This is a genomic window from Rhodococcus cercidiphylli (assembly GCF_033042225.1).
Taxonomy (GTDB): Bacteria; Actinomycetota; Actinomycetes; order Mycobacteriales; family Mycobacteriaceae; genus Rhodococcoides.
The window spans coordinates 155,691-169,261 of sequence record NZ_JAWLKE010000005.1 but is presented as its reverse complement, the minus strand read 5'-3'; the positions used below and the strand labels follow the sequence as shown (position 1 = coordinate 169,261).

At 66.3% G+C, this 13,571-nt stretch carries 13 protein-coding genes; 4 read left to right on the top strand and 9 right to left on the bottom strand.

Annotated elements, in window-relative coordinates; translation table 11 throughout:
• Window positions 1-107: 107 nt before the first annotated feature.
• Window positions 108-479 (top strand): Rv2175c family DNA-binding protein, encoded by a 372-nt coding sequence (locus R3P95_RS13985; protein WP_068052028.1) that lies wholly within the window; start codon window positions 108-110, stop codon window positions 477-479.
• On the opposite strand, the gene R3P95_RS13980 is transcribed toward R3P95_RS13985, so the two are convergent.
• The 4 genes from R3P95_RS13980 to R3P95_RS13965 form a co-directional block, all read right to left on the bottom strand.
• Entirely contained in the window at window positions 476-1,441 is a 966-nt protein-coding gene (locus R3P95_RS13980) for a phytoene/squalene synthase family protein (RefSeq protein WP_068052046.1), read from the bottom strand. The two genes, R3P95_RS13985 and R3P95_RS13980, sit on opposite strands and share 4 nt — an antisense overlap.
• An 11-nt stretch (window positions 1,442-1,452) precedes the next feature.
• Entirely contained in the window at window positions 1,453-3,096 is a 1,644-nt protein-coding gene (locus R3P95_RS13975) for an alpha-(1->6)-mannopyranosyltransferase A (protein WP_269593886.1), read from the bottom strand.
• Between the two features lie 157 nt (window positions 3,097-3,253).
• Complete coding sequence (crtI, locus tag R3P95_RS13970) at window positions 3,254-4,837, bottom strand: phytoene desaturase family protein (RefSeq protein WP_269593887.1); 1,584 nt, start codon at window positions 4,835-4,837, stop codon at window positions 3,254-3,256.
• Window positions 4,838-4,848: 11 nt separating this feature from the next.
• Entirely contained in the window at window positions 4,849-5,907 is a 1,059-nt protein-coding gene (locus tag R3P95_RS13965) for a polyprenyl synthetase family protein (protein ID WP_068052016.1), read from the bottom strand.
• A gap of 248 nt (window positions 5,908-6,155) precedes the next feature.
• Here R3P95_RS13965 and metF point away from each other — a divergent pair, with 248 nt between their 5' ends.
• Entirely contained in the window at window positions 6,156-7,082 is a 927-nt protein-coding gene (gene metF, locus R3P95_RS13960; protein WP_269593991.1) for a methylenetetrahydrofolate reductase [NAD(P)H], read from the top strand.
• Between the two features lie 6 nt (window positions 7,083-7,088).
• On the opposite strand, the gene R3P95_RS13955 is transcribed toward metF, so the two are convergent.
• The 5 genes from R3P95_RS13955 to R3P95_RS13935 are packed head-to-tail and all read right to left on the bottom strand — an operon-like array spanning window position 7,089 to window position 12,106.
• Window positions 7,089-8,258 (bottom strand): glycosyltransferase, encoded by a 1,170-nt coding sequence (locus R3P95_RS13955; protein ID WP_317548576.1) that lies wholly within the window; start codon window positions 8,256-8,258, stop codon window positions 7,089-7,091.
• Complete coding sequence (locus R3P95_RS13950; protein WP_176460266.1) at window positions 8,255-9,010, bottom strand: LppM family (lipo)protein; 756 nt, start codon at window positions 9,008-9,010, stop codon at window positions 8,255-8,257. The genes R3P95_RS13955 and R3P95_RS13950 overlap by 4 nt, the downstream gene beginning before the upstream one ends.
• A 27-nt stretch (window positions 9,011-9,037) precedes the next feature.
• Window positions 9,038-9,880, bottom strand: coding sequence for a carotenoid biosynthesis protein (locus tag R3P95_RS13945; RefSeq protein ID WP_269593889.1), 843 nt, complete (start codon window positions 9,878-9,880; stop codon window positions 9,038-9,040).
• Window positions 9,877-11,484, bottom strand: coding sequence for a phytoene desaturase family protein (locus tag R3P95_RS13940; protein ID WP_269593890.1), 1,608 nt, complete (start codon window positions 11,482-11,484; stop codon window positions 9,877-9,879). The genes R3P95_RS13945 and R3P95_RS13940 overlap by 4 nt, the downstream gene beginning before the upstream one ends.
• A 4-nt stretch (window positions 11,485-11,488) precedes the next feature.
• Window positions 11,489-12,106: a GNAT family N-acetyltransferase gene (locus tag R3P95_RS13935; protein ID WP_317548575.1), complete on the bottom strand. Its 618-nt coding sequence runs from the start codon at window positions 12,104-12,106 to the stop codon at window positions 11,489-11,491.
• Between the two features lie 196 nt (window positions 12,107-12,302).
• Between R3P95_RS13935 and R3P95_RS13930 the strand changes: the two genes are divergently transcribed.
• Entirely contained in the window at window positions 12,303-12,758 is a 456-nt protein-coding gene (locus R3P95_RS13930; RefSeq protein ID WP_269593892.1) for an SAV_6107 family HEPN domain-containing protein, read from the top strand.
• Window positions 12,759-12,985: 227 nt separating this feature from the next.
• Window positions 12,986-13,423, top strand: a complete 438-nt coding sequence (locus tag R3P95_RS13925; protein ID WP_269593893.1) for a DUF3040 domain-containing protein — start codon at window positions 12,986-12,988, stop codon at window positions 13,421-13,423.
• The last annotated feature ends 148 nt before the right edge of the window (window positions 13,424-13,571 follow it).

Sequence of the window (13,571 nt, the reverse complement as noted above, 5' to 3'; positions counted from 1 at the left end):
ATCGGTGCAGGAGATGCCGACCGACGATCGTGGCTCGTGTGTTCGTCCTGCTGGGCCGACTGTCACGCTTTTGATGTCTGGATGCCGGACCCGTTAACGTTACCTGCGTGAGTGCCATTCCCTATGCCGACGACGTGCTCGATCCGTCGGTGTCCGTGCTGCAGTTCGCCGACGTCGCGAAGATTCTCGACGTTCCCAAGACCCGCGTCGAGCAGCTGATTCGAGATCGGCAGCTGCTGGCGCTGAAGCGTTCGCGTGTGCCCGGTGTTCCCGAGCAGTTCCTCGACACCGACAAGGGCACCATCGTCAAGGGCCTGCCGGGTCTGCTGGCCGTGCTGCACGACGGCGGTTACGAGGACGAGGAAATCCTGCGGTGGCTGTTCACCGAGGACGAGAGCTTGCCCGGTGCACCCGTCGCTGCTCTGCACGGCGACCTGATGCGCGAAGTGATCAGGCGAGCTCAGGCAATGGCCTTCTAGCGAATCGTTGCGCGCTTGAAGCCGGTGACGGCGAACTGCGGAAGCGCGATGCGAGCTCGGGTCCACTGCGGCACCGTCGCGCGTTGCGAGAGCACGCGGTAGCCCTGTGACTCGACCTCTGCGAGTATGCGGCCGTACAGGATCGATGCCGTGCGCATCGACGGTCGCACTCGCGGATCCAGCATCTCGATTCCCGCGTCGGACGTGCGGTAGATCGAGCGGGTGACGGCGATCAGGTGCGCGAGGGCCCTGGTCACCCTGGCGTCGACATTTCCCGTGGTGCGGCACCACCGGAGCAGTTCTTCGTCGACACCGAACGCCGCGAGTTCGTCGGTGGGTAGGTAGATGCGGTCGCGATCGAGGTCCTCACCCATGTCTCGGATGAAGTTGGTGAGCTGGAACGCCTCGCCGAGGGCTGCGGCGGGAGGCTCGGCCTCCGACCGCTCGACGACGGTTCCCAGGATCGGCAACATCTGCAGTCCGATGACCGCAGCGGAGCCGTACATGTACTCGCGCAGCTGCTCCATCGTCCGGTAGCGCGAGACGAACATCGGACTCCCCGGAATGTCCATCCGCATCGAGTGCATGAACGCGTAGAAATAGTCGTGCGGAATGTCGTAGCGCCCCACGGTGTCGCACAACGCGCTCAACACTCGATCGGACACGCTCTCGGACAACGGTTTTCCGGCCAAGGCGTCGCGCACCCGGGACTCGATCACGTCGAGTTCGACGATGCGTCTGGCATTGAGTTCGTCAGATCCCACGGAGATGTCGGTGCCCTCGAGGTCCACGATGTCGTCGACCATCCGGGCGAACCCGTACAACGCATGCACGCCTGCGCGCTTGTCGGTGGGGAGCAGGCGAGTGGCGAGGAAATACGTCTTGCCGTGCTGGGCGTTGAGTTCGCGACAGATGCGGTATGCCTCGTGCAGCTCCGGATCGATCCCGTCCAGTTCTTTCATCACGCGAGCCTTCATGACGTGGATTCGTCTCCGGTCGGTTCCGTTGCTGGGGTCTTGGGTGCGTTCGGCACGGCACGGTGTTGCCTGGATCGGTCCGATCGTAGACGCAGCGGATCGACGCGCGTCAGAGACAGAGCTGCGACGACCGCGGCGAAGACCGCCAGTGCGACGTGTCCGAGGGTGTAGAGGCCGATCGATCCGTCGGGTTGGAAGACGAGCATCAGCCACGTCGACAGACCCGTCAGGATCATCAGGGTGGTGCGCGAGAGTGCGAAGCCTGCGGCGACAGCCAGTGGCCACGAGTAGTACCAGGGCAGGGCCGCGGGGGAGAGGACGACGGTGGCGACCAGGGCGATCAGAATGCCCTTGACCGCGTCGCGTTCGGATCTGCGGCCCAACCACCAGGCGACCGCTAGCACGACGACCAGCGCGATGGCGCACAGCAGGCGGGTGACGTCGAGAACGGGTCCGAGGCGTAGATCGAGGAACCACGACGTGCTGACGGTCACCAGGTGAGCCAGGATCGTGGGAAGCGAGAGCCAGTTGATGATCTTGGCCGATCCGGAAAGCGCGGTCAGCCAACCGATTCCGACTCCGGCGATCACCGACGCCACGGCGAACACAGCAACGAAGACGGCGGCTCCGATGCCCGCGGTCTTGACGAACGCCAGGGCGGGCGGCATCGGGGTTCGCCCCTCGGCCCGCGCCTTCTCCCGCAGATGGAGCATCCAGATCCACACCAGGAAGGGCAGCGCCAGGCCTGCTGTGGCCTTGATCGCCACCGCGATCGCGACCAGTGCGATGCCGCCCACGTGTCGGTGTTCGAGCGTCAGCATGATCCCTGCGGTCATCAGGCCCACCATGAGCAACTCGTTGTGCACTCCGCCGATCAGGTGGATCAGGACGAGAGGGTTGAGGACGGCGAGCCACACCGCGGTGGTCGCGCGGCCGCCGAGGTGTTTCGCCAGCCGCGGAACCGCCCACATCATCAGTGCCAGGCCGGGCAGCATCGTCAGGCGCAGCAGCATGGTCCCGGCGATGACGTTGTCGCCGGTCAGGCTGGTGATTCCGCGACCGAGCAGCAGGAACAGCGGGCCGTACGGGGCGGTGGTGGTGGTCCAGACGTTGCTGACGTTGTCCAGCAGAACTCCTGGATTGGCAACGGGGCCAACGGCATACGGGTCGAATCCGTCGCGGAGCAGAGCGCCCTGGGCCAGGTAGGAGTACGCATCGCGGCTGAACATCGGCACCGACAGCAGTAGCGGAGCGGTCCATGCCGGGACGATCCAGCGCAGTTCGCCCACCGTGGTGCGGCCGTGCAGGGTTGCGCGCCCGAGCCGAACCCACGCGGTGATCATCAGCAGTACGCCGACCCAGACGATGATGGTGGAGAGTACGAATCCGTGACCGAATCGCAGCCACGACAGGTGCATCTCCTCGAGCAACGGATCGCGTCGGCGCACACTGCCCGCGCCGAACCCGCCGAACACGATGCAGACGGCACCGACCACACCGAGTATCGCTGCCTTGCCCTCGGGACTGCGCAGGAAATTGCCGGTTGCGGTCAGTCTGGACGGTCGTCGCGCAGCCGAGGGTGGGGTGCCGCCGTCCGACGATCGATCCTCGGAGGTGGAGTGCGACGAGATCGAAGACATTGCCGCCTGCTCCTCCTCTGCAACGAGTTGTGGGTCGAGATGTGTACGTCGGCCGATGGTTCTCGCCGATCACCGAACGATCATGGTCGCAGCAATGAGCGCGACCGGCAAACGATCGCGCTCAGCTTAGTTGGTCGACGCAGTGAATCGAACGAACCTACCGGCCCGTGCGCCCTGTCACCCGCTGCGCGGCGAGCTTTCCCGACACCAGAACCGTGGGGACGCCCACTCCAGGAGTCGTGCCCGAGCCGGCGAGAACCACGTTGTCGAGCCCGGCGACCATGTTCTTGCGTCGGAACGGTCCGGTCTGCCTGAACACGTGGGCGGACGAGAACGGAGAACCCTCGATCATGCCCTTCTGCGCCCAGGTCTCGGGTGTGTCGATGTGGTCGAGCGTGAATCCGTCGAGCAGACCCTTGTATCCGCGAGCCTCCAGAGTCGTCAGGATCTCGTTCAGATACGGCTGCGCCAGCTCGCCCCACGGCAGTGGAGCGCTGTCGAGATTGGGGCACGGTGCGAGGATCGACACCGGTTCGCTGCGTACTCCGCCGCGCACCACTTCGAGATCGGGATCGCTCACCGACGGTCGGGTGATCAGCAGGGACGGATCGGCCATCAACGATCCCTTGCCCGATCGCGCGGTGATGCGGCGGAAGGTCTCGGCCCATTCGTCGCCGAAGTCGATGGTGTGGTGAGCGCGGGCGGGCCACGTCTCCGTCAGCTCGACGGGAACGGTTCCGTGCGCGACGACCGCCGACGGTGAGACCACGCCGTATCCGTTCCGTCGGCCTTTCTTCGACACCGACGCCCTGTCGAGGAGTCGATCGACTACGGGCAGGTCTGCGGTGAGAACGAGTGCGTCGCAGGCGATTCGACCACCGGCTGCGGTGATCACGGAGTCGGCCCGACCCCGGTCGACGGTGATGTCGACGATCTCGGTGCCGAGTTCGAGCGTGCCGCCCGCGGTGACGAACGCGTCGGCCATGGCCTTGGCGATGGCCGCCATACCGCCTTCGGGGAAGAACACTCCGAGGGAGGTGTCCATGTGCGCGATGGCTCCGTAGACCGCCAGGGCCTTCTGGGGTGCCATGCCTGCGTAGAGCGCCTGGAACGTGAAGACGCGGCGTAGGCGGGTGTCCTTCAGGAACTTGTCGACGCGGGGCCCGAGGCGACCGAAGCCGCCCAGCTTCGTCAGTGTCGCGGTGTCGGAGATCGCAGCTTTCGATCCCACGAGATCGAGCGGTGAGTCGAAGTTCGAGTCGATGAAGCGGTCGAACTCGGCGTCGAAGATGTCGGCGAGCCATCGTCGCAGTTCGCGGTATCCCTGCGCCTCGGCGGGGCCGCAGGTGCGTTCCACCTCGGCCGCCATGGCTTCGGGATCGGAGTAGACGTCGATGGACGTGCCGTCGGCGTAGCGCGTGTGATAGGACGGCGACAGAGCCGTCAGCCGAATCGGCGGCGTGGTCGATTCGAAGTCGGCCCCCACGGCGGCGAGTGCCTCGAGCACCAGGTTCGGCATCGTCAACACGCTTGCACCGTTGTCGATGTCGTAGAGGTGCGATCCGTCGGCGTCCGACACCGGGTACACCCCGACGCGGCCGCCCACGGTCTCGTCACGCTCGACGAGCGTGACTTTCCTGCCCGCTCCCAGTAGGTGCAGACCGGCGGCGAGGCCTGACAATCCGGCTCCCACGACGACGACGGAGTCGGTGGTGCCGGAGACCGTGCGGATCGAAGACATGGCGCTCTCTTTCAGTACTGCCGTTGGATGGCGGCGGTTGCCATGGCGCGCAGGTGCGCGGCAGCGACCGGTTCGATCGAACTGTTGTCGAGGGCTGCGACGGCCCGGGTCCCGAGGTCGTCGATCTGTTTCTCGACCGCGTCCACTGCGCCGAGTTCGACGAGAATGGAACGGATGTCGGCCACTTCGTCGGCGTCGAGTTCGGTCCCGAGGCTGGCCCTGATCGTGGCTGCGTGATCCGGCCTCGTCTCGTCCGCCTTCTGCAGTGCCAGCGCGATCAGGACGGTGCGTTTGCCCTCGGTGATGTCGTCGCCGGACGGTTTGCCGGTCACCTCGGGATCGCCGAACACGCCGAGGAGGTCGTCGCGCAGCTGGAACGCGATTCCGATGTCCGCACCGAAGTTGCGGTAGGCCGAGATCAGGTTCTCGTCGGCATCGGCGAGGACTGCTCCGAGATGAAGCGGCCGCTCGACGGTGTACGCGGCGGTCTTGTAGCGGTTGACGCGCATTGCCGCCGCAACGCTCTCGTCGGTGCCTGCCTCGGCTTCGATGTCGAGCAACTGACCGCCGAGAACCTCCGTGCGCATCGCCGACCACACCGGCTGGACTCGCCGCGCGGCATCGGCGTCGATACCCGACTCGCGCAGTAGATCGTCGGCCCAGCACAGAGCGAGATCGCCGACGAGTATCGCTGCCGATTCACCGAAATGGTCCGCACAGCCGGTCCAGCCCGCGTCCCGGTGCCGCTGGGCGAAGCCGACGTGCACGGTCGGGAAACCGCGGCGCGTGCTGGACGAGTCGATGATGTCGTCGTGGATCAGAGCGCAGGCCTGGATCAGTTCCAGCGCCGAACACGCCCGCAGCACTGCCTCGGCGCGGGCACCGGTGGATTCACCGCCTGCACCGAGCCACGCGGTCCAAGCGAACGCGGGGCGCATGCGTTTGCCGCCGCGAAGCACGAACGCCTCGAGATCGGCCACCGCATCGGGGTAGCCGCCGCCGACGGTGTCCACGACACCTCGGCGCGAGGCGAAGAACTCGGCGAGAGTCGCGTCGACCGCCGAACGCATCGCCTTCGGGTCGTTCGCGGCGACGGGGGCGTCGGCTACGGGTGAAGAAAAGTCTCCGGACAGGACGATCCTCCAAGGTTGCTGTGAATTGCGTGGATTCCGGTTCCCACAGTAATAGCCGCGCACACCATGGGCCGACGTGCAGCGAACATCTGTCGTCCGGGAGGCCTCACGGGCGTCGCTGGGGCACAACCTATGATCTTCGGGTGAGCGAAGAATCCGTCAGGGGGCGGTCGAGTCGAGGATTCGTGACGAGTACACCGTCCATCGTCGACCGACTACGGACAGAACCCGAGGCCAGGATCCCGTTCTCGGTGGAGTTCTCGCCTCCACGAGACGCGGCGGCCGAGGCCAGGCTGTGGCGGGCGGTTCGTGAGTTCGAACAACTTCAGCCCGCATTCGTGTCGATGACCTACGGCGCAGGCGGCTCCACCCGCGATCGAACGGTGCGTGTCACCGGGCAGATCGCCGAGGAGACCACCCTCCTCCCTGTGGCGCATCTCACTGCCGTCTCGCACAGTGTGGACGAGCTGCGATCGATGGTCGGGTCGTACGCTGACCGCGGCATCACCAACATTCTCGTATTGCGGGGAGATCCCCCCGGAGATCCACTCGGCGACTGGGAGAAGCATCCGGACGGAGTCGAGTACGCCGAGGAGCTCGTCCGGCTGGTACGTGATCTCGGCGACTTCCACGTCGGCGTGGCGTCGTTCCCCGAAGGTCACCACCGCGCCGCCGACCTCGAGCAGGACACCCGGTGCCTGGTCGGCAAGTTGCGGGCGGGTGCCGAGTACTCGATCACACAGATGTTCTTCGATGTGGACGACTACCTGCGCCTGCGGGACCGCGTGAGTGCGTTCGACGCCGAGCAGGGTGCCAAGCCGATCATTCCCGAGATCATGCCCATCACCTCACTTCGTTCGGTTCGCCGGATGCTCGAGCTCTCGGGTACAACGCTTCCGTCGCACCTGGACGAGAAGTTCACTCGCGCAGCAGGATCCGGTCCGGAAGAGGACCGCGCCGCCGTCCGAGAGGTGGGCATCGAACTCGCCACGAACATCGGTGAGCGCCTGATCTCCGAGGGCGCGCCCGGATTGCACTTCATCACCCTGAACTTCGCGCGCGCGACGCGTGAGGTGTTGAGCAACCTGGGGCTCGCGGCCGCACGAGTGTGAGACGGGTCAGGTCTCGCCGCGCGGCATCGGGCGCGACTTCCACGACAGCGCGCCACGACGCCTACGCACGTGGGATTCCGCGACGAGGCCGACGAACGCGAGAATCGACACCGGGTGCAGCGCAGCATCGACTGCGTCGACCACCCCGAATCGCGATCCCACCTCGCGCCGACGGGTGGACATCCGAGATACCGTGCCGGCGAGATACCCGGCGAGACCGAGGCGGCGCGTGACACCCGAGGACGTGAGTGCGGTGATCGGGGGCAGGACGTACACGGCCGTCAGTGCCAGGGCCGCCGCAGCCGAACCGGCCGGTCCACCGAACTCGCTCCACAACCACCTGCTGTAGCCGGACCGCAACTCCGCGGCCGATCGGTACATCCGGCATCGGACGAACCCCGCACCCGACGCCACCGCCGTCGAGAATCCTCGTCGACGCAGAGCGCGTGCCAGATCCAGGTCCTCGGTTGCGCTCGCCGCCACGCATCCGTGGCCACCGATGGCGCGATAGGCGGCGGCGTCGAAGGCCATGAACTGCCCGCACGCGACCGCCATCGACGGTGCGAGAGTGGCGTTGCCCAGAGGTACCGGAAGCGTGGACATCCACGACCACGCGAGCAGGGGCTGGACGAGTCGCTCGACGGTGCTCTCGGCGAGTTGCTCCGGCCACGGGCACAGCAGGGAGGCACCGCGCCGTCGCAGTACCCGGGCCGCTGCCGCCACCGCCTCCGGTTCGAGTCGCACATCGGCATCGACGAACACGATCAGCGACGTCATCGGGTCGTCCTCGTCGGCCAGTCTGGCGAGCTCGGCGCACGCTGCGGCCTTGCCGGTCCAGCCGGCCGGGGGAGCGACACCGGAGGTCGCGACGCGAATCCTCGGGTCACCGTCCGCAGCCGCACGGGCAGCGGACGCCGTTCCGTCGGTCGAATCGTCGTCGAGGACGATCACGCGCAGGTCTGTGCACGATCGTTGCCGCGTGAGGTCGCCGATCAGCGCAGGCAGCGTCGAAACCTCGTTGCGGGCGGGAATGCAGACGACGACGCGCTCGGTGACGTCGTGGTCCGGGGAGCGCAGGCTCGGCATGAATCGAGAGTTGAACACGGAGACCGCGGCCGACGCTGTCGCGAGGACGCTTGCCGTCGCCGTTGTGCGCGCGAGCAGGCGGGCTCTCACACAGACGTTCTGTCGGTGGAGCTTCCGGAGTCGGTGTTGCGCGACCCGCGGCCCCGTAGCGGTGGGTTGCGCGACACCCAGGCCATGGCCCCGACGATGGCCGCGACGCCGACGGTCACGCCGCCCACGATGCCGGCCCAGCCGGCGAAGCTGCGGGTGTTGGGATCGGGATAGTTGACCTCGGCGCGCAGCGAGGTGACCTCGCCCGCAGGCAACTTCCACGAGATCGAGTTGTCGCTCTCGCGGGTGCCGTTGGTGGTGCCGATGCGGGCCGGGAACGCGATGGTGAACTGTACGTCCGAGCCCTGCACCGGAACGGAGGACAGATCGGCGTTGCCTGCCAGAGTGACGGTGTCACCCGAGCGCTGCAGCGTCAGCTGGAACGATCCGGCCGCGTTCTGGAAGATCGAGCCGAGGGTCTGCACGTCGCCGAACGACAGATCGTCGAAGATGGCCTGCGACCCGACGTATCCGTCCTGGTTGTACGGCTCGACGCGAACCTTGTCCTCGATCGAGGAGGGCACCACCAGTTCCGGGCCGGTGTCGGAGTCCGATGTCGGCACGCTGGCAGCCACGATCTGACCCGCGACGCGGTCGTTGGCCGACACGCCCATCGTGACCTGCACACGCAGACAACCGGCCAGCATCGGCGCGACCAGCAGCGCCAGCGCGACCACCGAGAGAACACGGCGGCGGTGGGTTCGATGAGATGTTCGCGATGTCGACTGCACAGCGACATCGTGCCAGGACATCGAGGTGATGTCAGTCGGCAGGGGTTGTCAGCGAGGCGTGTCGGTACCGGAGCGATCGACGGCCGCACGCGGTCCGGCCCCGAGTGGTCGGTCGCGACGGGCAATCCACAACAGGGGGATGCCGACGAGGCCCATGACGACGAACCCGTACACCGCCGAGTATCGGAGTTCCGGACCGTCGAGGAACACCGCGTGCGCGAGCGCCGACCCCAGCCACGTCCACAGGAACAACCCGATGGGCACCGCGTCGTCGGATGGTTGTGGGCGACCGACGGCGCGGTCGAGCGATTCCATCACCGCAGCCATCAGGGTGGCCACCACCAGCCAGCCGAGGTAGTTGGTGAGCGGAATCGACGGCACCCCGGGCAGTCCGGCGGATCCGGCGGTCCAGGTCCACTGTCCGTCGGTGACCATCTGTGGATCGAGATACAGGTCCCAACCGACCATTCCCACCGCGACCGCCACGATTCGGAGGGCGGTGGCGCGTACCTGCGTCGTATCGAGACGGCGAACGACGAAGGTCACTGCACACCAGATCGGGTAGAACCCGGCCGTCCACGCCAGGGGAACCACGACAGGCACCTCGAACAGGCTCGGGCCCAATCGATTCTGCGCGTAGAAGTATTCGCCGAACGGGATGCCGGTTGCCGTGCCGACGAGTTCGGACGCGAATCCGGTACCTGCGGTCACGACGACGAGAATGGTGGCCCACACGACGCCGCGATTGAGTGCCGCGTGCAGGATCGACGCAAGCGCGAGCAGGGCCACCACCGCCACCGTCACCACGTCTCTGGTCGATCCCGACACCAAGGGGTAGAGGATCTGGCAGCCCACGGCAGCGGCAGCCACGACGATCGGCGCAACCTTCATACCCGTTTCCTTCCGAAGAACGTGCGACGGCGGGCGGCGCGGGCGTCGGCGATCGCGATCCGCGCCGCCGAGCGACCACTGGCCGCTGTGACCCCTCCGCCGGGATGGGTCGATGCGCCGGTGAGATAGAGCCCGTCTGCACCGGGGACCCGATGTCCGGCCAGTTGAGGATGAGGTCGCCACATCATCATCTGGTCCAACGACATGTCCAGGTGCATGATGTTGCCTCCGACCAGACCGAGCTCCCGCTCGATGTCGGGCGGCGACTGAACGAACCGATCCAGCACCGATCCCGCGAAACCGGGTGCGTATCGGTCCAATTCGGCCACGATCCGATCCGCCTCGTACTCGGCCAACGATCGCTCGCCGGGAACATCCGATCGCCACTGTCTGCCGTCGGCGAGGGTGTGGGGATGCCACTGCGACCACAGAGAGATCTGGTGCTGTCCCGGCGGCGCGATGGTGGGATCGAGCGCGCTGAAGGACATCCCCAGCACAGCCGGGGTGGGCGGCAGATCGCCCGCCAGCGCGTGCCCGTGTGCCAACCGCAGTTGGCTGCGGTCGCGTACCAGCAGCGCCAGACCGTGGGTGCCGTCCTCGATCCGGTCCGCGCTCGGGAACGCCGGAAGGGCGTCGGTGGCCAGTCTGACCGCGGTACCGATCCCGGGCCCCACCCGAATGGTGCTGCGCCACCGCGCGAGCTGCGCCGAATCGTGGCCGCCGGCGGCCAGCAGGTCGAGGGTGGTCACGATGTGGCAACCGGCCACGACGATGCGGCTGTCGACCTCCCGTCCCGACGCGGTCCTGGTGGTCCAGCCGTGTGGGCGGCGTACGAGCGAGGTCACGGCGTCGCCGAGCGTCAGTACGGCACCGTCGCGCTGTAGCCGAGAGATCATCGCCTCGGTCAGCGCGCCGCTACCGCCGACGGCGCGGCCCGGCGGAAGGGTGTGCATGAGGGCAGCGAAGCCGACCATCGGTGCGGTACCCGGCTCGGACATCGGCGGACCCGACTGTGCGCCGAACCACGCGAGTGCGGCCTTGAGGCGTTCGCTCGAGAACATCTCGTCCAGCAGGGAATCGCCGGTGGCGAGGAATTCCCGCGAGAGCATGCTGCCGCCGTCGGGCGCGCCGAGGCCCCAGAAGGATCGGAGCAGTTTCGCCCCGGTTGGTGGTCCGCCGAACGCACGCATGGTGCGTTCGCTGCGGGGACCCCAGACGGAGACGAAGGTGCGGTAGGCGCGTGCGTCGGCTGTGCCGCAGGCAGCGGCGATGGAGTCGCAGGTTCGGTCGAGATCGCGGTGGAACACGATGCCGCGTTCGTCGGTGCCGACGGCCCCAGGCGCGAACGCCCAGGGATCGCAGTCGATGTAGCGCAGACCGAAGTCGGCGAGTCCGAGCTCCTCGATGATGCCGGTGTGACGAATCATGATGTGCGCCGACGAACCACGGTCCACACGGTGGCCGGGAAAGCGTTCCACCGTCGATACCGCGCCACCGGCGACGGAGTCGCGCTCGAGAACCTCGACCGACATGCCGGCGTCGGTCAGGTAACAGGCAGAGGTCAGGGCATTGTGGCCGGAGCCCACCACCACAGCATCGATCACACCTTCAGGCTACTGGCCCGTCGAGAGGCAACCGGCGGCCCAGGACCGCGAAGGGGCGTCGGTCACCGGCGAACGTGAAGTCGCGTAGTACGTCCGCGAAGCCGAGCCGCCGGTACAACCGCCAGGCTCGATTGTCCTCCTCCGAGACCTCGGGTGTGGACAACATCACGTTCTGCGCGGAAACGCCGTCGAGCAGACGGCTGCACAGTCGTCCGCCGAGGCCGTGCCCCTGAGCGCTCGGCAGGACGTGCAACTCGGTGAGCTCGAAGTAGTCGTCGAGCGTGGCCTCGACGTTCTGTGGGGAATGCCCCGTGCGTCGCAAACCGTCGCGAACCTGTTGATGCCACCACTGGTGCGCGGCACCGTTGTAGCCGTATGCGACGGCGACCAGGGAATCGGGTTGTGTCGGGTCGGTGTTCGGGAGCAGTGCACCGACTGCTCGCCAGCCCGGCCGGTGCAGATGTTCGCTCCACATCGGTGCTCTGCTCTGTTCGGTTCCACGCGGATAGCCCATGGCCTCGACGTAGATGGACAGTGCCTCGAACAGCCGCTGGCGGAATTCCGGGGGCGTCAGATCGACCAGGTACGGCGTTGTCTGCGCATCGGTGACGACTGTTCTCAACCTTTCTTCGGAAACTTGTCGGTGGGCACAGCTATATTGAATGTGTCGAACGGGTGTTCGACAATCGGGGCCGAGTGCGCCGGTGGTTCCGGCTCGGATCCTCGAGTCGGATTCTCCGGAGTTCGACTGTAAGGCTTCGCCACGGTTCCGGCCGCGCCAGGTGCGCGCCGGAGATTCGAACTGGAGGTGTTCGAGTATGACGATCACGAAGGCATTCGATGCCGGAGTGCGGTCGCCGGTGTCGCGTCAGGCTCAGGTTCTGTTGGGTCGAGCGGATGCTCTGCTGTCCGAGTCCATCGGGGAGAGCAATGCCGGAGATCGATTTCTCGGCAGCTACGCCGCCGCACTGAAAGGCGCGGCAGCGGTGCTCGCGTCGTTGCCGAACTCGATCGGAGCGCGTCCTCGTTCACGCAGTGCGTGGGTGTTGATGGCGAAGGCGGCACCGGACCTCGCTGTCTGGGCCGACTACTTCGCGTCCTTCTCGGCCACCCGGGCTGCAGTCGAGGCCGGTGCGTCGAGCACGATCGACGATCTCGACGCCGACGATTTCCAGCGGCACGTCGGTCGTTTTCTGAACTCCGTCGAGGATCGACTCGGCGGGCAGGGGCGTTTCGCGTCCGTCGACCCGATGACCGCACCCTTGTCGGCGTAGCTCACACAGCTGGACGTCAGGCGACAATCGCCACGTCATGCGGTGTTCGCACGGAGTTTTCGGGACGTGCGTCTCGAAAACTTCGGTGTTTCTCAGGAACACATCGACCGAGTAGGTGGTAAGCGGCCGATTCAGCTCGTATCATCGACAACAGGTAGCCGCCAAGGTCAGCTTCCCGTCGTTTCGTAACCGAAATGACCTTCAATATCTGTGCAGGGGGAGGTACCGTGCCACTCTCCGAGCACGAGCAGCGCATGCTCGATCAGATCGAGAGCGCTCTCTACGCCGAGGATCCCAAATTCGCGTCTCATGTGAGGGGCGGTCGCGTACGCGCGGCGTCGAGCAGGAGGCGCTTTCAGGCTGCCGCGCTGTTCGTAGTGGGACTCGTGTTGCTCGTCGCCGGTGTTGCATTGTCGACGAACAGTTTGGCTTTTCTCGTCGTCAGTCTCATCGGCTTTTTGTTGATGTTCGGTGCCGGGGCACTGTTCCTGTTCGGCGGTTCCAGCAAGGGAGCCGCAGCGTCGCAGGACGAAAGCAGCACAGCCAACGATGCTGCCGAGACGTCCGGGCGTTCTACCGGGCAGAAATCGAAGGGTGGTCGCAAGGGCGGCAGCTTCACCTCTCGCATGGAAGATCGGTTCCGTAAGAGGTTCGAGCAGGACTGAATCGACCGGGTTCCATCGAACCGACTCGTCTCCACAACTTCACGCGTCGACGTAGAACAGCATCTCACCCTCGGGTGAGGTGCTGTTGTCGTTTTCTGCCCGCGAACAGACGCCGCAGAATTGCCTGCAGCCCTCCGCTCCGCGTCGA